The following is a 25,559-nucleotide window of genomic DNA, read 5'->3' as shown; positions in this document are numbered from 1 at the left end:
GGTCCCGCGCGGACGATAGATTCGGCGCCGTGAGCGAGCTCCCTGCCAACGGCAAGAATCCCGCCGGGGCGTCGCCCTCGGCGTCACCCGTGCCCGCCGACCAGCCGACCACGGACGACGAGTCGGCGGCCTGGTTCGACCACTCGACCGCTCCGAACGGGGAACCCGCAGCCGACCGAGCGCACCGGGGGCCGGCAGGGACACCGCCCAACGCCTTCGGCGCGTTGCGACGAACCCTGCCACCGCGCCCACCCGCCGACCAGCAGGGCGGTGATCCCAGGCAGGAGCAGCGGACGTCCTCGCTGTTCACCCCGGCGATGCCCGTCGACGGACCGCCCATGCCCCCGCCGCCCGGCACCGTTCCGGGGCCTGGGCTGCCCGCCCCACCCGGTCCCGCGCCCCAGCAGGCCCCACCGGCCCGCGCGGCGGGTCGGCCACCGGGGCCAGCCCCGGCCGGTCCGCCGTCCCGGCCGCCCACCCCCGTGGAACCGCCGCCCGACGCCGTCACCTCGCCGCTGCCCAAACGGGGTGCGCGGCGCCCGGAGCCACCGCTGGCGACCGGAACGGCTCCCACCGAGCCGTTGCCCGCCTTCCCCCCGACGCCGGTGGTCCCCCCACCGTCCAGGGAGGAACACGCCCCTCCCGCGCCGAGGAACACCGAACCGCGCCCTGGTCCCGGCGGCGCCACGCCGGCCACCCCGGGCGCCCAGCCCACTGCGCGCCCCGCCGCGCCACCGGCAGTGCCTGGACCGCCACCGGCAGCGTCGGCCGCGCCACCCGCGGCGACGACGGACGCCGCCGCTCCGACGAACGCGCCGCCGGCGGCTCCACCGGCAGCTCCGACGAACGCGACGGCGGCACCCGCCACCCCACCGCACACCGGGGCGGTGCCGCCCACCCCGCCGCCCCCGGCGGCACCGCGACCGAGCGCCACCGCGCCGCACCAGGCCGAGCCGGCCCCACCCCCCGCGCCCCGGGAGGGGACGACGGGCAACGGGCAGGGGCGGGACGCCCAGCCCGCCCAGCCCTCGGCCGGCGCAGCGGCCGGACCGGTGCCCACCGAGGACACCCGGCCGCCCGAGCCGGAGCAGGTGAGCTCCGAACCGGAACCCCGCACCGAGATGCTGCGCCGGTGGCCGCCGGCGGACGTCGACTCCCTGGACGACTCCCAGGACGACTCCACGGAGGACAGCCTCGAACTGGCCGAGCAACCCGCGGACCGCCCCCGGGACACGCCACGACGTCCCGTCACCGTGTGCACGGTCGCGCTCCCCGGTGAGCGGGCGGCGGCCAGCGTGCTCCGGGACTCCCTTCGGGACCACCACCCAGAGGCCCGGTTCGTCACCCTCACGATCTCCACGGCCCCACCGGAGACCGGCGACGACCCCGTGCTCACCCCCACCGACATCGGACTCGGCGTGGAGGAGTTCCACCGCCTCGCCACGTCCTGCGATCCCGAGCAGCTGCGAGCCGTGCTCCGGCCCCGCCTGCTCGCCCACCTGGTGCGCGGCGGCGAACCGGTGCTGTGCCTCGACCCCTGGGTGCTGGTCGTGGGCCCGGTGCTCGACGCGGTGGCCGAGGCGGTCGCGGAGCGCCCGGTGGTGCTGGTGCCCAGGACCCTGGACCCAGTGCCCTCGGACGGACTCCGTCCCACCCCGGCTGAGTTCGCCTCCGCGGGCACCTTCGACCCGGGGCTCGTGGCCGTCGGTCCCGGCGCCGAACGGTTCCTGACCGACTGGGCCGCGCAGCTTCGGGCGGTGCCGGGCGCGTCCAGCGCCCTCGACGCGGCACCCGGACTCGTCGAACACCGGGTACTGCGCGACCGGGGCATCGGGTTGTCGGTGTGGAACGCGGACCGTCGACCGCTGGGACGGGACATCGACGGCCGGGTGACGGTGGACGGGCGACCACTGCGGACCATCCACTTCGGAGGGTTCGACCCGCACCGCCCCTGGCTGCTGTCCACGGTCTTCGGCGACCGGCCCCGGGTCCTCCTCTCCGAACACCCGGAACTCGCGGCGCTGTGCGCCACCTACCGCGCTCGCCTGGTGCGCGCGGCCGATCCCGCCGAGGCGCACCTCGGGTTCCGGGAGGTGCCGGACGGCAGCGGGCTGGAGATCCCGCCACACCTGCGACAGCAGTTCCACGAGTGCTGGCGACGGGCACTGGCCACCGGCGGTGAGGCCCCACCACCCGCGTTCGGCGCTCCCAGCGGCGGAGTGGCCGCTGCCACCGCGTTCCTGCGGTGGGCCGCCCAGCCCCCCGAGCCGGACGACCGGACGGGACGCCGCGACACCTCGGGCGTCAGCCGGTGGACCTGGGCGGTCTGGCTCGCCGACCGCCGACTCCAGGTTGACTTCCCCGACCCCTGCGGAACGGACCGCGCCGCCTACCGGGACTGGTGCGCCGGGCCGGGAGTCGCGGCCGGGCGGATCCACCCCGAGGTGTTGCCCGCGTCGGGGGCCGGCGCCAGTCCGACGCTGCTCGACCAGCTCGGGGTGTGCGTCCTCGGTGCGGGGGAACTCGCCGACCGCGTGCGGCTGGCGGTCGAGCACTCCGGCCTGCCGACCGCCGACGAACCCCTGTACCCGGTGGTGCTGGCCTGCGGGCCGGACGCCCCGGTCCCCTCGGACCGTTCGGTCATCCGGATCAGTGCGGACGGGGCGCCCTTCGCCCCTGGGGTGTCCGAGCTGTGGGTGCTCTCCGAAGCCTCCCGCCGGCTGGCCGCCCGGGGGACGAACCGGCCCGTCCGCACGGTCGTGCTCCCCGTCGCCGACCGGGGGGAGATCGACGAGACGGCCCGCGCCGCGGCCCGGGCACGGTGGGGCATCCCCGAGGGGACCGTGTTCTGCTCGTCGGCCGACCACGCCGACGAACGGCGGACCAACCCGCTCGGCGTGGTCGCGGCCTTCCTCGCGGCCTTCCCGGACCGCCGGGACGTCCGTCTGGTGCTCCGGGTGTCCGGCGCGGCCGACTTCCCCGAGTCCGCCGAACGGCTCCGGCTGGCCACCGCCAACGATCCCAGGGTCCTCCTCTTCGCGGCGGCGGACCTGACGGCGGACGACCTCGTCGACATCGCCGACTGCGTCGTCTCCCTGCACCGGGGCGGTGGCGACGGGGCTGGCGACGCGGTCGCCGCCTGGCTCCTGGGGGTCGCGGCCCGAGGAGTGCCCGTGGTCTGCACCGACCAGGGCGCGACCACCGAGCAGCTGGGCCGGCAGAGCGCGGCGTTCGTGCCCTGCCTGGACGGCGGGGCCGAGCCGGACGGCCGGTCGGCCGCCGACCTGCTCCGGCACCTCGCGGACAGCCCCGAGGTCCGGGTGGAACTGGGCCAGGCTGGGCGCTCCGACGTCACCGCCCGGTACGGGGCTCACCCGACGGGGGAGGCCGTGCGGGGAATGGTCGAGCAGACCTACCGGGCGTGGCGGGCGGGCCGGGCACAGGCGCCGGTCGTGGCGGAGGACCCGCTGCGGGCGCTGGTGGTCGCACGCCACGCGCTGCTGCGTCCCGTCGACGTCGGGGGGACCACGAGCAAGGTCCCGATCGCCCCGGCCCTCCGCAAGGCGGTCCTCCGGGTGCTCCACCACTACGACACCCACATGCGGGAGATGCTCACGGCGCTGGTGGACGGGGTGGAGCGAACGGCCCGCGACCTCGTCGCCCGGCAGGACGACGCCGACCGGGACACCAACGCCGTCGACGTCGAGGCGTTGCGCGCCGAGCTCGCCACCGTCGTCGGCCGGCAGGGCGACCTCGCGGAGCACCTCGTCGGCGCCGACGACGCGGTGGTGCGCGCGCGGGCCGACCTCGCCGCCCAGCAGCAGCGGCTGCGTGTCGTGGAGGAGGCGGTGACCACCGACTCGGAGCGCCGGGACCGCCAGGTGGAGCTGCTCGCCGAACGCCTCGACGGGCTGGCCGGGGTCCTCGACCGGACCTTGGACCGGATCGACGCCGTCGAGGCGCGGTTGACCGAGGCCATGCGGGACCGGGACGGTCGCCTCGAGTCCCGGATGCGCCACGTCGACCACGCCGTGCGCACCTCGGACGCGTTGCGGCGCGTGGTGGTGCGCGAGCACCAGCGGCAACACCCCGCACCCGTCGAGGGCGCCACCTCGATGGTGCTCTGCGACGCCGGGCTGTTCCGGTTGCCCGCCCACGACGGCGTGATGCTGCCGTGGCTGTCCAGCCACGGCGTGTGGGAACCGGACGTCTCCACCGCCTTGGACGGGCTGCTCGAACCCGACGGGGTGTTCCTCGACGTGGGAGCGCACGTCGGGTACCAGACGACGAGGGTGCTGAGCAGGCTCGGCGCGAACGGGAGGGTGGTGGCGGTCGAGCCCTGCCCGGAGGCGGGCGCGCTCCTGCGGCACAACGTGGAGCTGAACATCGTGCCGGAGAACGCGGGGAGGCTGACGGTCGTCGAGGCGGCGGCGTGGGACCAGGCGACGCGGCTGGTCGCCGAGCCCGACCCGGGCGGGGGGCTGCGCGTGCGCTCCGGGGCGGACGGGGTGCCGACCACCTCACCGGGCGACCCGGAGCGGGACGAGAACGGGTTCCCCGCCGAAGGCCCCGCGTCCACTTCGGACGGAACCGGGACCACGGCTCCCGGTGCGGTGCCAGTCCCCGAGACCGTGCGCGGGGTGCGGCTCGACGAGGAGTTGGTCGGTCTCCAGGCCTTCGAACACGGCCGGTTGTCGGTGGTGCGGGTCGACACCCCGGGCAGCACCTGGCGCGCGCTGCGCGGGCTGTCGCGGTTGCTCCGGCGGGACCACCCCTCGGTCGTCTGCTCGATGTCGGTCGTGGACGGGAGCGAGCTGGGAGACGACCCGGCAGCCGCCCTGGACGAGATGCGGTCCTGGGGGTACGAGCTGGCCCGGTTGGACGGTGGCCCGGCGCTGGAACCGGCGGAGGTGCTCCGCTGGGGGCGGGAGGCCGGCGGCCGGGTTCGCCTGTTGCTGCGTCCCCGGGAGACGCGGGCACCAGGCGTGTGAGGGGGAGCGGGTCCCGGGGCACGCGCTGCCCCGGGACCCGCTCCGACCGGCCGGGAGGCGGTCGGAGCGGCGGTCGGTTTGACGGGGAGTGGGCTGGCTGGCTAGTCTTGCCCACGCCGCGAACGCGTCGGACGGAACAGGACTTCGGAGCCTGGCGAGGACGGCGACGAGCGACTGGGGCCGAGCGGGTTGACATCGCGATCACGGACCCGGTATTGTTGCGCGGCAGCCAGGCAGGGACCACGACGGTAGTCGTGGGATGAGCACGGACTGGCGACTCCCACTCCCAAGGTTCGACAGGGACGGGATCGTCATGCGTGGTCCACCTGACTGGCGTATCTCGTCCAGTGCGAGGACATCGCGTGAGCGGTGCTACTCGTCGGGTGCGGTACTCGGAGGAGGGGCCACCCCCATCGGGGGTGAGGATCTCCGCCTGGTAGCGTTCCCGGGCGTTGAAAACAGCAACACCACTGAGCAGCTCGGACCTGACACGGATCTGGCGAGGCCAAGACGCGGCCCCCGAACGCGACAGGGAAAAGCAGCCCAGTACGCTCCATATTGACAACAACAAAGCCAGGAGTTCACCGCCAACCGGTCGAAAGCGCCGAGTTGACGGAACGAACGAAGATCGGTTACGTTGACCCGGAACCGGAAAACACCGCACACACGGTGCTGCCCGGAACCACACATTGACAACACAGTTCCACGATATTCGGAAACGGTCGTGACCAGGCCAAACCCGGTGAACACCGGATTTGACACCAGGAAACACCGACCGATACGGTGGAACGGCCAGACCGGAAAGAAACACCGGTCCACCGGAAACGGTGCACGGTTCACCACGGTGACACCGACACCCCCCGGGAAACACCGGAAACACGGTCTGGTAGCGTTGACAACACAACACGACGGAAACAGCGACGGCCTTCCCGGAAGGGTGGTCAACGGTGATTCCGGTTCCGCTGAGAAAACGGCGGTTTCCACGGAAACCCCGGATTTGACCCGGTGGAAACGGAAATGCTAAGCTGGTTCCAGCGAAAAACGGGAACTCCCTGAAACACCGGATGGGACATCACGGGAACGTGGTGGTGGGGGTTACCGGACACAAGCTTCAGATACGAGAAGAGTGCGTCCCAGGACGACGGGCCCACGATGTGGGTGTGGGGTTCTGGTGTGGCGTGTGTTCTTTGAGAACTCAACAGTGTACCGATATAATAGCCAGTAGAGCTAAATATGAACCCTCGTTAGAGGAGTTCCTTTGAGTGACGGTGGCATTCCCTGCCCTCCGGGGTGGGTGTGAGTGTCATGCGTCGAATGTAACAGAATCAAACCTTTATGGAGAGTTTGATCCTGGCTCAGGACGAACGCTGGCGGCGTGCTTAACACATGCAAGTCGAGCGGTAAGGCCCTTCGGGGTACACGAGCGGCGAACGGGTGAGTAACACGTGGGCAACCTGCCCTGCACTCTGGGATAACCTCGGGAAACCGGGGCTAATACCGGATACGACCTTCCCCCGCATGGGGGTGGGTGGAAAGTTCCGGCGGTGCAGGATGGGCCCGCGGCCTATCAGCTTGTTGGTGGGGTAATGGCCTACCAAGGCGACGACGGGTAGCCGGCCTGAGAGGGCGACCGGCCACACTGGGACTGAGATACGGCCCAGACTCCTACGGGAGGCAGCAGTGGGGAATATTGCGCAATGGGCGAAAGCCTGACGCAGCGACGCCGCGTGAGGGATGACGGCCTTCGGGTTGTAAACCTCTTTCAGCGCCGAAGAAGCGAAAGTGACGGTAGGCGCAGAAGAAGCACCGGCTAACTACGTGCCAGCAGCCGCGGTAATACGTAGGGTGCGAGCGTTGTCCGGAATTATTGGGCGTAAAGAGCTCGTAGGCGGTTTGTCGCGTCGACTGTGAAAACCTACAGCTTAACTGTGGGCGTGCAGTCGATACGGGCAGACTTGAGTTCGGTAGGGGAGACTGGAATTCCTGGTGTAGCGGTGGAATGCGCAGATATCAGGAGGAACACCGGTGGCGAAGGCGGGTCTCTGGGCCGATACTGACGCTGAGGAGCGAAAGCGTGGGGAGCGAACAGGATTAGATACCCTGGTAGTCCACGCCGTAAACGGTGGGCGCTAGGTGTGGGGGATTTCCACGTCCTCCGTGCCGTAGCTAACGCATTAAGCGCCCCGCCTGGGGAGTACGGCCGCAAGGCTAAAACTCAAAGGAATTGACGGGGGCCCGCACAAGCGGCGGAGCATGTGGATTAATTCGATGCAACGCGAAGAACCTTACCTGGGTTTGACATGCACTGGATCGCCTCAGAGATGGGGTTTCCGTAAGGTCAGTGTGCAGGTGGTGCATGGCTGTCGTCAGCTCGTGTCGTGAGATGTTGGGTTAAGTCCCGCAACGAGCGCAACCCTTGTTCCATGTTGCCAGCACGTAATGGTGGGGACTCATGGGAGACTGCCGGGGTCAACTCGGAGGAAGGTGGGGATGAGGTCAAGTCATCATGCCCCTTATGTCCAGGGCTTCACACATGCTACAATGGCCGGTACAGAGGGCTGCGAAATCGCAAGGTGGAGCGAATCTCTTAAAGCCGGTCTCAGTTCGGATCGGGGTCTGCAACTCGACCCCGTGAAGTCGGAGTCGCTAGTAATCGCAGATCAGCAACGCTGCGGTGAATACGTTCCCGGGCCTTGTACACACCGCCCGTCACGTCATGAAAGTCGGTAACACCCGAAGCCCGTGGCCCAACCCTTGTGGGGGGAGCGGTCGAAGGTGGGACTGGCGATTGGGACGAAGTCGTAACAAGGTAGCCGTACCGGAAGGTGCGGCTGGATCACCTCCTTTCTAAGGAGCATGTATCCCACTGCTTCGGTGGTGGGGTGGTCACTGTCTCAGGCGTGTGTTCTGGGGGTGACTGCTCAGTGGAATTGTGGACTGCTGGTTACCCGCATGGCTGTTCTGCTGTGTGGTGGTGAGTACGGCTCCTGCTTTCGGGTGGGGGTGGGGAAAGCTGCTGTGTGGTGGGGTGGTGGTGTGGTCGGTGCACTGTTGGGTCCTGAGGGAACACGCGTGGTGCGTGGGTCTTCTGGTGGTGCTGTCCCCGAGTGCCATACCGTCTGGCGTGCCCCTGGTGGGTGTGCGGGGTTGGTGGTACTCAGTGTGGGGGTGGTGGCCGGTTGTTCTTTGAGAATTACACAGTGGATGCGAGCATCTTTGTGGTCAAGTAAGTAAGGGCACATGGTGGATGCCTGGGCATCAGGAGCCGATGAAGGACGTGGGAGGCCGCGATAGGCCTCGGGGAGCTGTCAACCAAGCTGTGATCCGAGGATTTCCGAATGGGGAAACCCGGCCAGAGTCATGTCTGGTCACCTACACCTGAATATATAGGGTGTGTGGAGGGAACGCGGGGAAGTGAAACATCTCAGTACCCGTAGGAAGAGAAAACAACCGTGATTCCGTGAGTAGTGGCGAGCGAAAGCGGATGAGGCTAAACCGTGTACGTGTGATACCTGGCAGGGGTTGCGTATGCGGGGTTGTGGGACCCACCGGTCGAGGCTGCCATCTCGGCGAGGAGTCAGAAAACATGGTGTTAGCGGAAGACGTCTGGAAAGCGTCAGCGTAGAGGGTGATACTCCCGTACGTGAAAGCACTGTGTCTCCTGGAGGGGATCCCAAGTAGCAGCGAGCTCGTGGAATTTGCTGTGAATCTGGCGGGACCACCCGCTAAGCCTAAATACTCCCTGATGACCGATAGCGGACTAGTACCGTGAGGGAAAGGTGAAAAGTACCCCGGGAGGGGAGTGAAATAGTACCTGAAACCATGTGCCTACAATCCGTCAGAGCCTCCGTTGTGGGGTGATGGCGTGCCTTTTGAAGAATGAGCCTGCGAGTTAGTGATACGTGGCGAGGTTAACCCGGGTGGGGTAGCCGTAGCGAAAGCGAGTCTGAACAGGGCGTCAGAGTCGCGTGTCCTAGACCCGAAGCGGAGTGATCTACCCATGGCCAGGGTGAAGCGCGGGTAAGACCGCGTGGAGGCCCGAACCCACCAGGGTTGAAAACCTGGGGGATGAGCTGTGGGTAGGGGTGAAAGGCCAATCAAACTCCGTGATAGCTGGTTCTCCCCGAAATGCATTTAGGTGCAGCGTCGTGTGTTTCTCATCCGAGGTAGAGCACTGGATGGCCGATGGGCCCGACAAGGTTACTGACGTCAGCCAAACTCCGAATGCGGGTGTGTGAGAGCGCGGCAGTGAGACTGCGGGGGATAAGCTTCGTAGTCGAGAGGGAAACAGCCCAGAACGCCGGCTAAGGCCCCTAAGTGTGCGCTAAGTGGAAAAGGATGTGGGGTCGCCCAGACAACCAGGAGGTTGGCTTAGAAGCAGCCATCCTTGAAAGAGTGCGTAATAGCTCACTGGTCAAGTGGTCCTGCGCCGATAATGTAGCGGGGCTTAAGCGCACCGCCGAAGCCGTGTCATTCACATGTAGAGCTCCATCTGTCCCTTTTGGGGGGTGGGTGTAGGTGTGTGGATGGGTAGGGGAGCGTCCTGCACTGGGTGAAGCAGTCGCGTGAGCGGGTGTGGACGGTGTGGGAGTGAGAATGCAGGCATGAGTAGCGAAAGCAGAGTGAGAAACTCTGCCGCCGGATGACCAAGGGTTCCTGGGCCAGGTTATTCCGCCCAGGGTAAGTCGGGACCTAAGGCGAGGCCGACAGGCGTAGTCGATGGACAACGGGTTGATATTCCCGTACCCGTGTGGATGCGTCCCTGGCGAGGCTGGTGATACTAACCGCCCGTGGTGCTGTCCTGCTTTCGGGTGGGGTGGTGGCCATGCGCGGGATCTGAGCTGGTAGTAGCCAAGTGATGGGGTGACGCAGGAGGGTAGCCCCGCCAGTGAGTGGTAGTACTGGTGTAAGCGTGTAGCCAGGAGAGGTAGGCAAATCCGCTTCTCTGTTAATGGTGAGACGTGATGCATAGCCGAATGAGGCGAAGTAGGGTGATCCCATGCTGCCGAGAAAAGCCTCTAGCGAGTGTCTACGCGGCCCGTACCCCAAACCGACACAGGTGGTCAGGTAGAGAATACCAAGGCGATCGGGTGAACTGTGGTTAAGGAACTCGGCAAAATGCCCCCGTAACTTCGGGAGAAGGGGGGCCGTGTGGCGTGAAGCCCTTCGCGGGCTAGCGTTGTGTGGCCGCAGAGACCAGGGAGAAGCGACTGTTTATTAAAAACACAGGTCCGTGCGAAGTCGTAAGACGATGTATACGGACTGACGCCTGCCCGGTGCTGGAACGTTAAGGGGACCGGTTAGTCCTTCGGGGCGAAGCTGAGAACTTAAGCGCCAGTAAACGGCGGTGGTAACTATAACCATCCTAAGGTAGCGAAATTCCTTGTCGGGTAAGTTCCGACCTGCACGAATGGCGTAACGACTTCTCCGCTGTCTCAACCACAGGCCCGGCGAAATTGCACTACGAGTAAAGATGCTCGTTACGCGCGGCAGGACGGAAAGACCCCGGGACCTTTACTATAGCTTGGTATTGGTGCTCGGTTCGGCTTGTGTAGGATAGGTGGGAGACTGGGAAGCGGTCACGCTAGTGGTCGTGGAGTCAATCTTGAAATACCACTCTGGTCGTACTGGGTGTCTAACCTCGGACCATGATCTGGTTCAGGGACAGTGCCTGGTGGGTAGTTTAACTGGGGCGGTTGCCTCCCAAAGGGTAACGGAGGCGCCCAAAGGTTCCCTCAGCCTGGTTGGCAATCAGGTGTTGAGTGTAAGTGCACAAGGGAGCTTGACTGTGAGACTGACGGGTCGAGCAGGGACGAAAGTCGGGACTAGTGATCCGGCACTGGCTGGTGGAAGCGGTGTCGCTCAACGGATAAAAGGTACCCCGGGGATAACAGGCTGATCTTGCCCAAGAGTCCATATCGACGGCATGGTTTGGCACCTCGATGTCGGCTCGTCGCATCCTGGGGCTGGAGTAGGTCCCAAGGGTTGGGCTGTTCGCCCATTAAAGCGGCACGCGAGCTGGGTTTAGAACGTCGTGAGACAGTTCGGTCCCTATCCGCCGCGCGCGTTGGAGACTTGTGGAAGGCTGTCCCTAGTACGAGAGGACCGGGACGGACGAACCTCTGGTGTGCCAGTTGTACCGCCAGGTGCATGGCTGGTTGGCTACGTTCGGAAGGGATAACCGCTGAAAGCATCTAAGCGGGAAGCCTGTTCCAAGATGAGGTCTCCCACCCACTTTGTTGGGGTAAGGCCCCCAGTAGACGACTGGGTTGATAGGCTGGAGATGGAAGCACGGTAACGTGTGGAGTTGACCGGTACTAATAGGCCGAGGGCTTGTCTACGAAGGTGTTACGCATCCACTGTGTGATTCTGGGAGTGCAACTGGCTCCCTGCCCTGGGGTTGGTTGGGGTGGGGTGTTGGTTAGAGTGTTTCGGTGGTGATAGCGAGAGGGAAACGCCCGGTCCCATTCCGAACCCGGAAGCTAAGCCTTTCAGCGCCGATGGTACTGCACCTGTGGGGGTGTGGGAGAGTAGGACGCCGCCGAACTTTCTTTCACCGGTGGGTGGAGGGGAATGTGGTTGAGCACCTGGTGGGTGCTCCCGGTTCTCCTCCACCCACTTTTTTTGTGCGCCCAGGGCACCCGCCACCGACCGGGGCCGGGAACGCGGTGGTCCCTCGTTCGCGGCGGGTGCGGCTTCTCGACGGGCTTTCGGCGGGCGGTTGGACCGCTCGCTCGTCCCACGACGGCAACGTTCTGAATTCGATGTGGTGGAGGGCGTCGGGGGCAGCGGCGTTCTCGGGGCCGTCGGGCATAGCATCGTCGTCGTGACGAGTGTGCGAGTTCTTGTTCTGCAACCCGACCCGTCCGATCCGCCCGCCCGCCTGGGTGAGTGGCTGCGCTCCGCGGGTGCCGAACTCGACATCATCCACCCGGATCAGCAGGAAGTGCCCGAACTCGGCGAGTACCACGCCCTCGTGTGCCTGGGAGGGCGGGTTCAGGCCGAGGACGTCATCGCGCACCCGTGGTTGCTGGACGTGCGGGCCCGGCTGACCACCGCGGTCGGGAAGGGACTACCGACGTTCGCGGTCTGCCTGGGCGCTCAGCTCCTGGCGGCTGCCGCCGGTGGCCGGGTGGAGGCGAGCCCCACCGGCCCGGCGGCTGGGCCGACGCTCGTCGCGAAGCGGGACGCCGCCGTCGAGGACGAGTTGTTCGAGGACCTCGTCCTGATGCCCCTGGTCGTGCAGGCGCACCGCGACATCGTCACCCGCCTCCCTCCCGGGGCGACGCTGCTCGCCGCCTCACCGAACTGCCCACACCAGGCGTTCCGGGTGGGAACGGCGGCCTGGGGCACGCAGTTCCACATCGAGACGACCCCGGAGATGATCCGCGACTGGTTCGACGCCGACCCGGAGTTGGCCGCAGCGGCGCCGGCCCGGGCGCACTCCACCGCCGCGCTCGCCGAGGCGCACGAGGAGATCGAGGCCACCTGGAAGCCGATCGTCACCCGGTTCGTCCGCATCGCCGCGCGACGCGCCGGACTGGAACCCCGGGAGCCGGGCCCGCGTCGCCTCCCGCTGGTCTGACGGCGGACCCGGAGGTGGCGGAGGACAGCGGGCCTCGGTGCTCCCGGCCGCGCGCCGGTGTCGGCGGGGCCGCCGGCACACCGAGGCCGCCCGATCCCGAGTGCAGGACAACCGGCGGAGCCCCGGGACGTGGCATCCGGCGGGACGGCAGTCTGGAGGACCTGTGATGGCGGAGGAATCGCGACCAGCACCCTGGTTGGGCCGTTTCGGGCTGACCGACGCCCGAACCCACCCGATGCTCGCGGCGGCGGGGTGGTGGGAGGCCGACCGCGTTCCCCCCGGGCTGGAGCCCGTGCTGGGCGCGTTGTCCGCCTCCGCCGACCCCGACCTCGCGCTGCGCGGTCTGGACCGGCTGCGGGAGTCCCTCGGCGCGGACTGGCCCGAGCTGGACGAGGCGTTGCGCACGGACCACGACCTGGCCGTGCGGCTGTTCGCGGTGCTGGGCGCCAGCACCGCCCTGACCGACCACCTGGTGGCTCACCCGGCGGAGTGGCGGCGCCTCGACGGTGAACTGCTCGACGACCCACCCAGCGAGCGCGAGTTGACCACCGAGTTGTGGTCCTCCGTCGGGGCGGTGGGGCCGGGAACCCGCTCGGAGGACCCGGGGGACCCGGCACCCGCGTGGGGAGCGGGTGCCGGGGCCGTACGTTCCACCCTGGTCGGGATCGAGGCGGTCCGCGCCCTCCGCACCGCCTACCGGGGCATGATGCTCGACATCGCGGCCACCGACCTGAGCCAGCGCGGCACCGGTTGGGAACCCGAGCGGTACCGCCTGGTCGCCGGCGCGCTGTCCAACCTGGCGGTCGCGGCGCTGCGTGCCGCGCTCGCGGTCGCGGTGACGGAGGTGCTGGGCCCACCCTCCGAGGACGAGGACCCGTCGGACGCCGAGCTGCCGTTCCGCCTGGCCGTCATCGCGATGGGCAAGTGCGGAGCGGGCGAGTTGAACTACGTCAGCGACGTCGACGTCGTCTTCGTCGCGGAACCGCGCCCCCCGGCGGAGGAGGTGGACGCCGGGAGTGCGGGGGACGAGGGGGACGGAGCGCCGCACCGGGCGCTCGCCACCGCCACCAGGGTCGCCGCCGAGGCGATGCGGATCGCCGGTGAGGCATGCTTCCAGGTCGACGCCGCACTGCGCCCGGAAGGGAAGGCCGGTGCCCTGGTGCGGACCCTGGAAGGGCACCTCAGCTACTACCGGAGGTGGGCGCGCACCTGGGAGTTCCAGGCGTTGCTCAAGGCTCGGCCGGTGGCCGGTGACGCCGCGCTGGGCAAGGCGTACCTCGACGCCGTCACGCCGATGGTGTGGACGGCGGCGGACCGGGACGACTTCGTCTCCGACGTCCAGGAGATGCGCCGGCGGGTGGAGGACAACCTGCCGGCCGAGCTCACCGAGCGGGAGCTGAAGCTGGGGCGCGGCGGGTTGCGCGACGTGGAGTTCGCCGTCCAGCTCCTCCAGCTGGTGCACGGTCGTTCGGACGAGGAACTGCGGGTTCCCGGGACGGTGCCGGCGCTGGGCGCGTTGGGGTCCGGCGGGTACGTGGGGCGGGTCGACGCCGCCGAACTCACCGAGTCGTACTGCTTCCTCCGGCTGCTCGAACACCGGCTCCAGCTCCAGCGCCTGCTGCGCACCCACCTGTTCCCCGCGTTCGACGACGTCGCCGGCCTGCGCTGGCTGGCCAGGGCGGCCGGCCTGCGCTCGGACGGTCGGCGAGGTCCGGGGGAGGTGTTGTTGTCGGAGTTCCGCCGGCACGCCGCCCGGGTCCGCCGACTCCACGAGAAGCTGTTCTACCGCCCGCTGCTGGAGGCGGTGGCCCGGGTGCCGTCGGAGGCGCTGCGGCTCACCCCGAACGAGGCGACCGCCCGGCTGGCCGCCCTCGGGTTCACCTCCCCGGAGGGCGCGTTGCGCCACATCGGGGCGCTCACCGAGGGGGTGTCGCGCCGCGCGTCGATCCAGCGGGCGCTCCTGCCGGTGCTGCTCGACCTGTTCGCCGACACCACCGACCCCGACGGCGGCCTGCTCGCCTACCGCCGGGTGTCCGAGGCGTTGACGGACACTCCTTGGTACCTGCGGCTGCTGCGGGACAGGGGCGCGGTCGCGGAACGCCTGGCCTTCCTGCTGGGGACGTCCAGGATGGTCCCCGAGTTGTTGGTCCGCGCGCCCGAGGTGCTGCGGCTGCTGGTCGACACCCCGGAGCTGGTGGGGCGGGACCCCGAGGAGGTGGCGCACTCGCTGGGCAGCGCCGTCGCCAGGCACGGCGACCCCGAACAGGCGGTGCTGGCCGCCCGGTCGCTGCGCAGGCACGAGCTGCTGCGGGTGGGGTGCGCGGACCTGCTGGGGCTGATGGAACTCCCGTCGGTGTCCCACGCCCTGTCCCGGATCTGGTCCGCCGTCCTGGAGGCGGCGTTGCGGGCCGCGGCGGGCGCCGTCGCGCCCCGCTTCGGTCCCGAGCCGCTGGCCAGGGTCGCAGTCATCGGCATGGGCAGGTTGGGGGGTGACGAGCTCGGGTACGGCTCGGACGCGGACGTCCTGTTCGTGTGCGAGGCCGTGGAGGGCGTCGAGGACCACGACGCCGTGCGTTACGCGACCGCCGTGGCCGAGACGCTGCGCCGGCTCCTCAGCGCACCCAGCCAGGACCCCCCGTTGCACGTCGACGCCGACCTGCGTCCCGAGGGCCGGAGTGGCCCGTTGGTGCGGACGCTGGAGTCGTACCGCATGTACTACGAGAAGTGGTCGGACACCTGGGAGGCGCAGGCGCTGCTGCGGGCACGACGGGTGGCCGGGGACGAGGAGCTCGGCCGCCGGTTCACCGAGTTGATCGACCCCGTGCGGTATCCGGCCGGTGGGCTCGACGAGGCCTCGACCATCGAGATCCGCAGGATCAAGGCTCGGGTGGAGCACGAGCGCCTGCCGAGGGGGATCGACCCGACCACGAACACCAAACTCGGCCGGGGCGGGCTGTCCGACGTGGAGTGGACCGCGCAGTTGATCCAGCTCGGCCACGCGCACGAGGTGCCGGGGCTCCGCACGACCTCGACCCTGGGAGCCGTGCGGAGCGCCGCGGCGGCTGGACTGCTGGACGAGGCCGACGCCGAGGCGCTGCGGGCCGCGTGGACGATGGCCAGCCAGGCGCGGAACGCGACGACGCTGGTCCGGGGCAAGGCGTCGGACCAGCTGCCGGGGCACGGTCGGGACCTCGCGGCGGTAGCCAGGACGCTGGGATATTCGGTCTCCGAGGACCCCGGGGTGTTCGTCGACGACTACCGGCGGGTGACGCGGCGGGCCAGGGCCGTGATGGAACGGGTCTTCTACGGAACGGGCTGACCCGGGCCCCCGGGCTCGTCGGCGCGGGTCCCGTCCCCTTCCGGCCGTCGTGGTGCGGGTGGCGCGGGCGGGGGCTCGCCGTCCGGTGTGCCCTGGGCGGGAGCGCTGGTGCCAGCAGCGGTCCCGGGGCCGGTGCTGGCCCGCAGGGTGGCCAGCTCGCCGCGCAGCGCGCGGAGCTCGGCCATGACCGCCGCGTGCTGGACCGCCTCCAGGCTCTGGTCCTCCGCCCACCTGGCGGCCGACAGCTGCATCTCCACCGCGCTGACGAGGACCGCGATCAGCAGGTTGAGCACGACGAAGGTGGTGGACACGATGTAGCAGACGAAGAAGATCCACGCCATCGGTTGGTCCACCATGACGGTGTCCGCGATGTCGGGCCAGTTCTCGGTGGTCAGCACCTTGAACAACGAGAACAGGGCGATACCGAGGTGCCCGAAGAGTTCGGGGGCGATATCGCCGAAGAGGTGGACGCTGATCACGGCACTGATGTAGAGGACCAGCAACAGCAGGGAGAGGACGGAAAGCAGGCCGGGGACGGCGCTGAACAACGCGGAGACGATCCGACGAATGGCGGGGACCGCGGAGATCAGTCGCAGACCGCGCAGCACCCGCAAGACGCTGAAGGACGTCGTGGTGGGGACGAGGGCCACACTCACCACGATCAGGTCGAACCAGTTCCACGCGCTGCGGAAGAAGCCGGTCCGGTACACGTAGAGCCTGGCCAGGAGCTCGACGGTGAAGACGGCGACCGCCGTGTGGTCGATGAGCAGCATCGTCTCGCCGTACCGGCTGGTCAGCCACGGGGATGTCTCCATCCCGAGCACGGCCGCGTTCACGAGGATGACGGTGATGATGAACTGGTTGAATCTCCTGGCTTCCACCACCGCGCGGACCCGGTCGCGAAGCGCCATGCATCCCCCGTTGTCCCGTGCACGTGAACGGGACGCCAGCTTACTGGAGAACGCGGGGGAAAACGCGTCGATAAAATGGTGAACCACTAGTGCACTGATTGGCGTGAACCACCGTTGAACCGTTTCCGGACCGGTTGGGAGAAGCACACGACCGTCGTCCAGGAATGGTGGGTCGGCGTTTTACGGGAGTTCGCCTCGGTGGGGAGCGGCGGGGCGCCGGATGGGCACGGGTGTCCCCCCGCCGTGGCGGGGGGACGGGCCGTGATCATCCCCAGCCGCCGGCGTCGGCGGTCGTGGCGACGTAGTCGGCGAAGTCGCGGGGCTCCCGGCCGAGCGCCTCCCGCACTCCGTCGGAGAGGTGGTCGTCCGCATGTCGGCGGACCAGCTCGCTGAGACCGGTGACCGCCCGCGCCGCACCGGCCGGGTAGTAGCGGTCGGTGAGGTGGCGTTCGTACTCGTCGAGGGGGAGGGGGACGCTCCGGATCGTGCGCCCGGTCGCCGCCGCGATCGTGTCCAGCGCCTCGGGGATGCTGAGGGCCCGAGGACCGGACATCGTGTACACCCGGCCGGCGTGCCCGTCCTCCGTGAGGGCGGCGACGGCGACGGCAGCGATGTCCTCGGCGTCGATGAACGGGTGCCGACCGTCCTCGGTGCCGTAGCGGACCTCACCTTCGCGCACGCCCTCGGCCAGGAACGGTTCCTCGCTGAAGTTCTGGGCGAACCAGACCGGGCGCAACAGCGTCCACTCGACGCCGGACCCGCGCACGGTGTCCTCCCGGCTGATCACCGCTGGGTTGGACGTCTCGATCCCCTCCCGCGCCGACAGCAGCACGAGGCGGCGCACCCCCTCCCGGGTGGCGAGGCTGATGAAGGACTCGAAGTGGCTGAGCGGCCCGGCGTCGTCGGGGACGACGTACACGCCGTCGGCGCCGCGCAGCGCTGCCGGCCAGGTGGTGTCGTCGTTCCAGTCGAATCGGGTGGGGGCGCCGCGGGACGCCACGCGCGCGGTGTGGCCCCGTTCGGTCAGCTGCGCGGCGACCCGGCGGCCGGTCTTCCCCGTACCGCCGAGCACCAGGATCGTTTTCGCTGTCATGGGACGAGTCAATCCGAACGCACCGAGACTCGGAACCGTTCAAGGTCTTGGTGCGATGTCCGATCGTCTCGCCTAGGAGGAAGGCACGTCTCTCGGTTCCGCCACGGGGACCGAGGTGGAGCTCGGTCACCAGGGAGCCGGCCCGGGGCCGACGACAGCGAGGGCCGGGTGACCACGGCGGTCACCCGGCCCTCAGCCGGCGATCCACGGGACGGGGTGTCGACCACGCGGGTGGTGGACACCCCCTCCCGTCACACGTCGTAGTACAGCGAGAACTCGTAGGGGTGCGGCCGCAGGCGGATCGGGTCGATCTCCTGCTCCCGCTTCAGCGAGATCCAGGTCTCGATCAGGTCGGGCGTGAAGACCCCGCCGGCGAGCAGGTACTCGTGGTCCCGCTCCAGGTTGTCGATGACCTCGGACAACGTCGCCGGCACCTGCGGGACGTTCTTGGCCTCCTCGGGCGGCAGCTCGTAGAGGTCCTTGTCGATCGGGGCCGGCGGCTCGATCTTGTTCTTGATGCCGTCGAGGCCGGCCATCAGCATGGCGGCGAAGGCGAGGTAGGGGTTGCCCGAGGAGTCCGGGCAGCGGAACTCGACCCGCTTGGCCTTCGGGTTGCTGCCGGTGATCGGGATGCGGATGCACGCCGACCGGTTGCGCTGCGAGTAGACCAGGTTGACCGGGGCCTCGTAGCCGGGGACCAGGCGGTGGTAGGAGTTCACCGTCGGGTTCGTGAAGGCCAGCAGGCTCGGCGCGTGGTGGAGCAGCCCGCCGATGTAGTGCCGCGCGGTGTCCGACAGGCCGCCGTACCCGGACTCGTCGTGGAACAGCGGCTTGCCGCCGGCCCACAGCGACTGGTGGCAGTGCATGCCGGAGCCGTTGTCGCCGAACAGCGGCTTGGGCATGAAGGTCGCGCTGCGGCCGGCCTGCCAGGCGACGTTCTTGACGATGTACTTGAAGAGCTGCAGGTCGTCGGCCGCGTGGAGCAGGGTGTTGAACTTGTAGTTGATCTCGGCCTGGCCGGCGGTACCGACCTCGTGGTGCGCGCGCTCCACCGTGAAACCGGACTCCATGAGCTGGAGGGAGATCCGGTCGCGCAGGTCGGCGAAGTGGTCGGTGGGTGACACCGGGAAGTAGCCGCCCTTGTACCGGACCTTGTAGCCCTTGTTGCCTCCCTCCTCGTCGGCGCCGGTGTTCCACCAGCCGGCCTCCGAGTCGATCTCGTGGAAGGAGGCGTTCGCGGTGGTGTCGAACCGCACCGAGTCGAAGACGTAGAACTCCGCCTCGGGGCCGAAGAAGGCGGTGTCGGCGATGCCGGACGCCGCGAGGAACTCCTCGGCCTTGCGGGCGACGTTGCGCGGGTCCCGGCTGTAGGGCTCGCGGGTCAGCGGGTCGTGCACGAAGAAGTTGACGATGAGGGTCTTCTCGGCGCGGAAGGGGTCCAGGCGCGCGGTGTACGGGTCGGGGAGCAGCAGCATGTCCGACTCGTGGATGGACTGGAAGCCGCGGACGGACGAACCGTCGAAGGCGAGGCCGTCAGCGAAGGTGTCCGCGTCGAACGCCGCGGCGGGCACGGTGAAGTGCTGCATGATGCCGGGCAGGTCGCAGAACCTGATGTCGACGAACTTCACGTCCTCGTCGGAGAGGTACTTCAGGACCTCGTCGGAGTTTTTGAACACCCTCGCTGGCTCCTTACACGGGTCAGACACATCGAGTGGCCCCCAGTTGGCGGAAGCCATCACCGGTCGCTAGCAGCAGTGCGCCAGCGACGCTAAGTGGGACGTATTGCCCTGCCATCAACCGCATGTTTCGCGGCTGTTAACACAGCAGGATGTGACTGACATGATATGTGCGGCCGTCTGACCTGGCCCCGGACCGAAACGCCGCGAATCGGTCGTTACGCTGGGGTCCGTGAACAGGTGGACCGGCTCGTGGCTGTCCGGCCCCAGCGCGGCGCTCGACCCGGAGGGTCGGCGGGCCGCGGCGGAGGCAGAGAACCAGCGGTGGCGCGGCGAGCGCCTCGGCCTACCCGAGACGGGTCCGGGCTCCGTCGCCCGACCCCGGCGCAAGCTCGCGGCGCTGCTCGTCGACCTGATCATGGCAGCCCTCGTGGCCGGTCTGTTCACCGCCCCCGAACTGCCCCGGAACTGGAGCCTGTTGGCCTGGGTGCTGCTGACCGTGGTCCCGGTCGCCGTCGCCGGTTTCACGCCGGGCATGGCGCTGCTGGGCATCCGGGTCGCTCGGCTCGGTGGGGCCGCCCGGGTGGGCTTGCCCCGAGCCGCCGGTCGCACCGTGATGATCTTCTTCCTGATCCCCGCCGTGGTGTGGGACCTCGACTACCGGGGTCTGCACGACCGGGCACTGGGCACGGTCGTGGTGAACACCCGCTGACCTGGTCGTCCGGCCGGTGTCCTTGTGATCGTGACCCGGGCGCCGACGGAGCGTCCCGCCTCCCCGGGGGCGTCCTGGACCGGGTCCGGGGGACCGGTGGTGCCGACCGCCGCGCACCTGTCACATCGTCCGTCCCCGCGACCGCGGGCTCGCTGACGCGCCGGCTCGGTCGAGTCGTTCGGAGGCGGGCCGTCGAGGAGGCCGCGCCGATCGCGCTCCACGGGTCGGTTCCGCACGTGCCCGCGTAGGCCGTCCGAGGAGACCGCCCCGGTTCGTCGCCGGGTCCCTCTCCCGCGCGCGAGGGACGTCGGCCCCTCCAGACGGTCGAACGCCCCCCGGAACCTGGTCCGGAGGGCGTTCCCCGCCTCGATGCGTGGCCCTGGCCCGTGGGAGGAGCTCAGCGGCGGCGGATGGCCCGCTGCATGTTCCGCATCCGCGCCCCCTGGGGCATCGGCCCCTTGGGCATGGCGTTGCCCTTGCTGGCCAGCGCGGCGAGCCTCGTCTCCAACACGTCCATCTGCGCGACGCTGATGTTACGGGGGAGTTTCATGAGGTGGCGCTGGAGCTTCTTGAGCGGGACCTCCCCCTCCCCGTTACCGACCGTGAAGTCGTAGATCGGAGTGCTGCCCACCACCCGGGCGACGCGCTTCTTCTCCTGTGCGATGAGTCCCCGCACGCGGTGCGGGGCGCCCTCCGCGACCAGGATGATGCCGGGGCGCCCGATGACCCGGTGCACGGCGTCGAGGTGGGTGGTGCCGGCGACGGCATTCGTCACGCGCCAGCGGCCGCGGATGTTCTCCAGCGCCCAGCCGGCGGCACCCGGCTGCCCGTCCGCGCGCTGGTAGACGGTGCGCTGGACGCGGCGGCCGAACACGATGACCGCGGCGAGGGCGCCGAAGGCGATGCCGACCGGCAGGAAGAACCATTGCAGCCCCAGCAGCAAGCCCAGGCCGAAGACGACGAGCGCGGTGCCGAGGAAGGCGACCAGCATCCACGGGATGAGCCGCTTGTCCTCGCGGCGCTGCATCTTGAACGCCTCGAAGATCTGCTTGCGGCGTTCCCTCGATGCCTGCCGCCGGGCGCTCTTCGCCGCCTTGGACGCTTCCTTGGCGGCCGCCTTGTCCGGCTTTCCAGCCGCTTTCTCCTGCTTGGGGGCCATACGACCAGGATACGGGGGAGGTCGCGGCCGGCCGCCCGTGGGGAGACGGCCGAGCCGGGACCGGAGCCTCGCCCTCAGCCGGCCCGGAACGGGCCGCCCCCGTGCGGCACGGGGGCGGCCAGGGTTCTCACCGCGCCAGCAGGGCGCTGGCCTCCTGCGCGGCGGGGCTCTCACTGAGCAGGTGGCTCAGGTTCTCGGGCAGTTCCTCGCCTCGGCGGCGCACCGCGCCCGCGTACAGCCGACCGGCGCGGTAGGAGGAGCGGACCAGCGGGCCGGCCATGACCCCGGTGAAGCCGATCTCCTCGGCGGTCCTGCTGTGCGCCACGAACTCCTCGGGCTTGACCCACCGCTCCACGGGGTGGTGGCGGACGCTGGGACGCAGGTACTGCGTGATGGTGATGATCTCGCAACCCGCGTCGTACAGCGACTGGAGCGCCTCGGTCACCTCGTCGGGCTCCTCGCCCATGCCGAGGATCAGGTTCGACTTGGTCACCAGACCCGCGTTCCTCGCCTCCGTGATGACCCGCAGCGACCGCTCGTAGCGGAAGCCCGGCCGGATGCGCTTGAAGATCCGAGGAACGGTCTCCACGTTGTGCGCGAGGACCTCCGGACGACTGGAGAAGACCTCGGCGAGCTGGTCCGGGTCGGCGTTGAAGTCCGGGATCAACAGCTCGACACCCGTCCCCGGGTTGAGCTCGTGGATCTGGCGCACGGTCTCGGCGTACAGCCAGGCGCCGCCGTCGGGCAGGTCGTCCCTGGCCACTCCGGTGACCGTGGAGTACCGCAGGCCCATCGCCTGGACCGACTCGGCGACCTTGCGCGGTTCGGTGCGGTCCAGTGCCGCCGGCCGCCCGGTGTCGATCTGGCAGAAGTCACATCGGCGGGTGCACTGGTCACCGCCGATGAGGAACGTGGCCTCCCTGTCCTCCCAGCACTCGTAGATGTTGGGACAGCCGGCCTCCTCGCAGACCGTGTGCAGGCCCTCGCGCCGCACCAGGCCCTTCAGTTCGCGGTACTCCGGACCCATGCGCGCGCGCGTCTTGATCCAGGATGGCTTCTTCTCGATGGGCGTCTGGCTGTTGCGGACCTCAAGTCGCAACAGCTTGCGCCCCTCCGGTGCGACCGTCACACGCCCACCCTACGCGTCGTCGTGCTGTGGTCCACGCCATCCGGTCGGGCATCCCGGCGGAGGACGTGGACCCGGCACCAGGCGTGCGCTCAGCGTGGATCGGGCGTCACTCCGGTGAGCGTCGCCGTGAGGTCCCACAACTCGGCCGCGACCCGCGTGTCCTGGGCCGCCGCCGTGGAGGACACCTTCTTCGGACCGCCCCTGGCCTCGCCGGGGCCGTCGGGCCCGTAGTAGTCACCGGACCGCACGTCCGGCATCGTCGCCGCGTACAGCTGCGGGCTGGCCCCGTCGGCGACGGGCTGGGTCATCACGCGGTTGACCAGCCCCCACCCCTTCTCCATCCAGGAGCTGCCCCGGGCCCTGGCCATGTTCCCGCCGAGCTCGGTGGCCGTCATGCCGGGGTGCGCGGCCACGCTGAGCAGGTCCAGGCCAGCCGCCCTGGCACGGCGGTCCAGCTCGAAGGCGAAGAGGAGGTTGGCGAGCTTCGACTGCCCGTAGGCCCGGCCCGCGTTGTACTTGCGGTACTCGTAGTTCAGGTCGCTCAGATCGAGGGAACCGGCGCGGTGGGCGATGGAGCTGAGGGTCACGACCCGCGCCCCCGGCCGCATGAGGCTGGGCATCAGCAACCAGGTCAACGCGGCGTGGCCCAGGTGGTTCACCCCCATCTGGAGTTCGAACCCGTCGAGGGTCCGCGTCAACGGCGGCGCCATCACGCCCGCGTTGTTCATCAGGATGTCGATGCCCTCCGGGCAGAGCGCCCTGGCCGTGCTGGCGGCCTGCCGCACCGAGGACAGGTCCGCGAGGTCTAGCTCGACCAGTTCGGCCTCACCGCCGGCGGCGCGGATCTCGTCCACCACCGGCCGCCCGCGTTCGGCCGAGCGGCAGGCCAACAACACTCGTGCGCCACGGCTGGCGAGGGTGACCGCCGAGTAGCGCCCCAACCCGGAGTTCGCTCCGGTGATCAGGACGTTGCGGCCGGTCTGGTCGGGGATCTGGGTTGCGCTCCATCTGGACATAGCTCACAACTACCGTGTGGCGATCCGTGGTGCCACGGCGGCCCGGCACCGGAGACCACCGCCGTGCCGGGACCGCGCCCTCCGCCGTGTCGAGGCCCCCGGTTGGCCCTCGCTCCGGTCGCCCTGCACCCTTGGAGCCCGTGAACGATCGCATCGAACTCCGGGTGTTCACCGAACCCCAGCAGGGCGCCACCTACACCGACCTGCTCCGCGTCGCGCGGTGCGCCGAGTCGGCCGGTTACGGCGCCTTCTTCCGTTCCGACCACTACCTGAAGATGGGCTCGGTCTCCGGCCTGCCCGGCCCCACCGACGCCTGGGTGACCCTGGGCGGCATCGCGCGGGAGACCAGCACGATCCGGCTGGGCACCCTCGTGACCGCCGGGACCTTCCGCCTGCCCGGTCCGCTCGCCATCACCGTCGCCCAGGTCGACGAGATGTCCGGCGGCCGGGTGGACCTGGGCCTGGGCACCGGCTGGTACGCCGAGGAGCACGCCGCCTACGGTGTTCCGTTCCCGCCGCTGGCCGAACGGTTCGACCGCTTCGAGGAGCAGCTGGAGATCATCACCGGTCTCTGGGGCACGCCGGAGGGTGAGACCTTCGACTACGAGGGACGGCACTACCAGATCAGCGACTCGCCGGCGCTGCCCAAGCCGGTGCAGCGGCCACGGCCGCCACTCGTGCTCGGCGGGAAGGGCAAGAAGCGCACGCCGGAGCTGGCCGCCCGGTTCGCCGACGAGTTCAACCTGCCCTTCGTCGACATGGAGACGGCGGCGGAGCAGTTCGAACGGGTGGACCGGGCCGCCGTCGCGGCCGGGCGGCGCGCGGGCGACATCCTCCGGTCGGCCGCGCTGGTGCTGTGCGTCGGCCGGGACGAGCCGGAGGTGGCCCGCCGCGCCGCCGCGATCGGCCGGGAGGTGCCGGAACTGCGGGAGAACGGGCTCGCCGGCACGCCGGGCGAGATCGTCGACCGGATCGGGCAGTGGCGCGAGCGGACCGGTGTCCGTCGGCTCTACCTCCAGGTGCTCGACCTGGCTGACCTCGACCACCTGGAGCTGGTCGCCTCGGAGGTGGCGCCCCAGCTCGGGTGATGGCCCGCCTCAGCCGGCGGACTGGATCCGGGAGTCGAGGGCGAAGGTGACCGCTCCGGCCCCGGCCGGTTCCGCCGGCTCCGGCCGGGCGGGTCGGTGGGTCACCGGCAGCGCGCCCTCCAGCGCGTCGAGCACCGCCCGCTCGACGAGCGGCAGGACCTCGGCGACGGTCACGGTCCGCCCGAGCTCCGCGGTCAGGGACGTGGTGCCCGCGTCGCTGATCCCGCAGGGCACGATGCGGTCCCACGCCGACATGTCGGGATCGCAGTTGATCTCCAGGCCGTGCATGGTCACGCCCCGCTGCACCCGGATGCCGAGCGCGGCGATCTTGCGTTCGCCACCCCGCTCGTCGGCGGGCACCCAGACGCCGCTGCGGCCCTCGACCCGCCCGGTGCGCACGCCCAGCTGGTCGCACACCGAGATCAGCGCCTGCTCCAACCTCCGGACGTAGTCCACGACGTCGACCGGTTCGGCGAGTTCGACGATCGGGTAGCCGACCAGCTGACCGGGGCCGTGCCAGGTGATCATCCCGCCCCGGTCGACGTCGATGACCGGGGTGCCGTCCTGCGGTTTGTCCGCCGGCCGGGTCCGCTTGCCCGCCGTGTACACGGAGGGGTGTTCGAGCAGGAGGAGGGTGTCGGGCCCGTCACCGGCCTGCCTGGCAGCGACCAGTTCGCGCTGGAGGTCCCAGGCCCGCTGGTACTCGATGAGCCCGAGATGCCGCACGACCACCTGGTCGCTCGCCGACCGGCACGAGGTGGACGGGGCGGAGCGGAGGGGTTCGTCGTTGCTGCGCACGGACCTGACCCTACGCCCGGCCGCGCGCGGGTCGCCGGCGTGGCCGGCGTGGTGCGCCCGACGCCACAGGCGAGGACGTGCG

12 protein-coding genes and 3 rRNA genes are annotated in these 25,559 nt (G+C 69.4%); 8 read left to right on the top strand and 7 right to left on the bottom strand.

Annotated elements, in window-relative coordinates; genetic code table 11:
* Positions 1-29 precede the first annotated feature (29 nt).
* From G443_RS25460 to G443_RS11010, 6 genes are all read left to right on the top strand, one after another.
* Positions 30-4,991, top strand: coding sequence for an FkbM family methyltransferase (locus G443_RS25460; RefSeq protein WP_081715169.1), 4,962 nt, complete (start codon positions 30-32; stop codon positions 4,989-4,991).
* A gap of 1,332 nt (positions 4,992-6,323) precedes the next feature.
* Positions 6,324-7,838: ribosomal RNA gene (locus G443_RS11030) — 16S ribosomal RNA — on the top strand.
* Between the two features lie 373 nt (positions 7,839-8,211).
* Positions 8,212-11,332, top strand: a 23S ribosomal RNA gene (locus G443_RS11025).
* Positions 11,333-11,421: 89 nt separating this feature from the next.
* Positions 11,422-11,538 (top strand): 5S ribosomal RNA (rrf, locus tag G443_RS11020).
* The 16S, 23S and 5S rRNA genes sit together here, the layout of an rRNA operon.
* Before the next feature lie 279 nt (positions 11,539-11,817).
* On the top strand, positions 11,818-12,576 hold the full coding sequence (locus G443_RS11015; RefSeq protein ID WP_026418186.1) for a type 1 glutamine amidotransferase: 759 nt from the start codon (positions 11,818-11,820) through the stop codon (positions 12,574-12,576).
* 166 nt (positions 12,577-12,742) lie between these two features.
* Positions 12,743-15,895, top strand: a complete 3,153-nt coding sequence (locus G443_RS11010) for a bifunctional [glutamine synthetase] adenylyltransferase/[glutamine synthetase]-adenylyl-L-tyrosine phosphorylase (protein WP_026418187.1) — start codon at positions 12,743-12,745, stop codon at positions 15,893-15,895.
* On the opposite strand, the gene G443_RS11005 is transcribed toward G443_RS11010, so the two are convergent.
* The 3 genes from G443_RS11005 to glnA all read right to left on the bottom strand — a co-directional run bounded on the left by G443_RS11005 (position 15,880) and on the right by glnA (position 19,575).
* The gene (locus G443_RS11005; RefSeq protein ID WP_081715336.1) at positions 15,880-16,806 is read right to left on the bottom strand and encodes an ion transporter; all 927 of its coding nucleotides are present in this window, start codon (positions 16,804-16,806) and stop codon (positions 15,880-15,882) included. The genes G443_RS11010 and G443_RS11005 overlap by 16 nt on opposite strands.
* Positions 16,807-17,071: 265 nt before the next feature.
* On the bottom strand, positions 17,072-17,899 hold the full coding sequence (locus tag G443_RS11000) for an NAD(P)H-binding protein (protein WP_026418188.1): 828 nt from the start codon (positions 17,897-17,899) through the stop codon (positions 17,072-17,074).
* Positions 17,900-18,150: 251 nt separating this feature from the next.
* Complete coding sequence (gene glnA, locus G443_RS10995; RefSeq protein WP_026418189.1) at positions 18,151-19,575, bottom strand: type I glutamate--ammonia ligase; 1,425 nt, start codon at positions 19,573-19,575, stop codon at positions 18,151-18,153.
* Positions 19,576-19,807: 232 nt separating this feature from the next.
* On the opposite strand from glnA, the gene G443_RS10990 reads away from it, so the two are divergent.
* Positions 19,808-20,287, top strand: coding sequence for an RDD family protein (locus G443_RS10990; protein ID WP_026418190.1), 480 nt, complete (start codon positions 19,808-19,810; stop codon positions 20,285-20,287).
* 397 nt (positions 20,288-20,684) lie between these two features.
* Here the strand turns inward: G443_RS10990 and G443_RS10985 are convergent, their stop codons facing one another.
* From G443_RS10985 to G443_RS10975, 3 genes are all read right to left on the bottom strand, one after another.
* Entirely contained in the window at positions 20,685-21,446 is a 762-nt protein-coding gene (locus G443_RS10985; protein ID WP_026418191.1) for a DUF4191 domain-containing protein, read from the bottom strand.
* 127 nt (positions 21,447-21,573) lie between these two features.
* Positions 21,574-22,575 (bottom strand): lipoyl synthase, encoded by a 1,002-nt coding sequence (gene lipA / locus G443_RS10980; RefSeq protein ID WP_026418192.1) that lies wholly within the window; start codon positions 22,573-22,575, stop codon positions 21,574-21,576.
* Between the two features lie 89 nt (positions 22,576-22,664).
* Complete coding sequence (locus G443_RS10975) at positions 22,665-23,591, bottom strand: oxidoreductase (RefSeq protein ID WP_026418193.1); 927 nt, start codon at positions 23,589-23,591, stop codon at positions 22,665-22,667.
* 152 nt (positions 23,592-23,743) lie between these two features.
* Between G443_RS10975 and G443_RS10970 the strand changes: the two genes are divergently transcribed.
* Positions 23,744-24,679, top strand: a complete 936-nt coding sequence (locus G443_RS10970) for an LLM class F420-dependent oxidoreductase (protein ID WP_026418194.1) — start codon at positions 23,744-23,746, stop codon at positions 24,677-24,679.
* Between the two features lie 9 nt (positions 24,680-24,688).
* On the opposite strand, the gene lipB is transcribed toward G443_RS10970, so the two are convergent.
* Positions 24,689-25,477, bottom strand: a complete 789-nt coding sequence (gene lipB / locus G443_RS10965; RefSeq protein WP_026418195.1) for a lipoyl(octanoyl) transferase LipB — start codon at positions 25,475-25,477, stop codon at positions 24,689-24,691.
* Positions 25,478-25,559 lie beyond the last annotated feature (82 nt).

It is taken from the genome of Actinoalloteichus caeruleus DSM 43889 (genome assembly GCF_000429185.2).
Taxonomy (GTDB): Bacteria; Actinomycetota; Actinomycetes; order Mycobacteriales; family Pseudonocardiaceae; genus Actinoalloteichus_B; species Actinoalloteichus_B caeruleus.
This window is presented reverse-complemented; position numbering and strand designations above follow the sequence as displayed.